At 62.7% G+C, this 948-nt stretch carries 2 protein-coding genes; both read right to left on the bottom strand.

Features of this window, described 5'->3' with window-relative positions; genetic code table 11:
* On the bottom strand, window positions 1-398 hold a 398-nt coding region (locus ACNFCJ_RS24010), incomplete at its 3' end, for a DUF2514 domain-containing protein (protein ID WP_416773884.1).
* Window positions 395-826: a lysozyme gene (locus ACNFCJ_RS24015; RefSeq protein ID WP_416773885.1), complete on the bottom strand. Its 432-nt coding sequence runs from the start codon at window positions 824-826 to the stop codon at window positions 395-397. The genes ACNFCJ_RS24010 and ACNFCJ_RS24015, both read right to left, overlap by 4 nt.
* Window positions 827-948 lie beyond the last annotated feature (122 nt).

Consider the following 948-nt stretch of genomic DNA (forward strand, 5'->3'; position numbering starts at 1 on the left):
GCGTCTTCGGCTGCCTGGCCGAGCTGGGCAGTGATGGAATTGCCGGCGTCACGACTGCGTTGCTCAGCGGCTGCGAGGCGCTGCTGCAGGCGCTCAAGAGCGGTACCAGCGCGCTCAGCATCAGAGCGAGCTTGATCCAGTTGTTTCTGTGCATCTGCATCTGCCTTCTCGATTGCGGCCTGGCGCCGCTGGTTTTCCTGAATGACGTACATCGCCGCGCGCTGGTCGCGCTCGGCGACTTCGGCCCGGTAGTTGCTGAATGAGGACCGCTCGGTCTCAAGCTGGGACTGCAGACTGTAGACGCGGACCTGCTGCACGCCGCCGACTGCCAGGGCCAGTGCCACACCAGCTATCCACGGCCAGGCCCAGGACGGGACTAGCTTTAGCCAGGGGATCATGACACGGCCTCAAACATAGCCCGCTCAGCAGCCCGGCGCTTCACCAGTCCCGGAAGCTCTTTGCCACCAGCCTTTGTCCAGCGGCCGAACTGAGCGGCGGCGCCCTTGTAGTCGCCCGCATTGAGCAAGCGCAGCAGCGTCGAATTGCCGAGGTTGGCGGCGCCAAGGTTGTAGGTGAAGGAGACCAAGGCGTCGAGCTGGCCCTGCGTCAGCGGAACCTTGACCAGGCGCAGAACCTGATCCTCGAACCGCTTGGCGTCGTCGCGCAGCAGTTCCTCGGCTCGCTCCTTGGTGATGATCTGCCCCTCTTTCACGCCGGCAGTTGTGCCATAGCCGATCGTCCAAACATCCGCCGGGCATTTGTAGGCAGACAGGCGCAGCCCCTCGAAGGACTTGATCAGGTCAAGCCCCTTCTGTGATGTGTGCATGTTTTCTCCGGGCAATAAAAACCCGCAAGAGCGGGCTGGTGTGTGGTGGTGCATCACCTACAGGTAGTGCGCTGGTCGTGCCACTTACCCTCAAACACATGCCGCACCTCATGCGTCACGCA

This window comes from Pseudomonas sp. NY15364 (genome assembly GCF_048068235.1).
Taxonomy (GTDB): domain Bacteria; phylum Pseudomonadota; class Gammaproteobacteria; order Pseudomonadales; family Pseudomonadaceae; genus Aquipseudomonas; species Aquipseudomonas mendocina_D.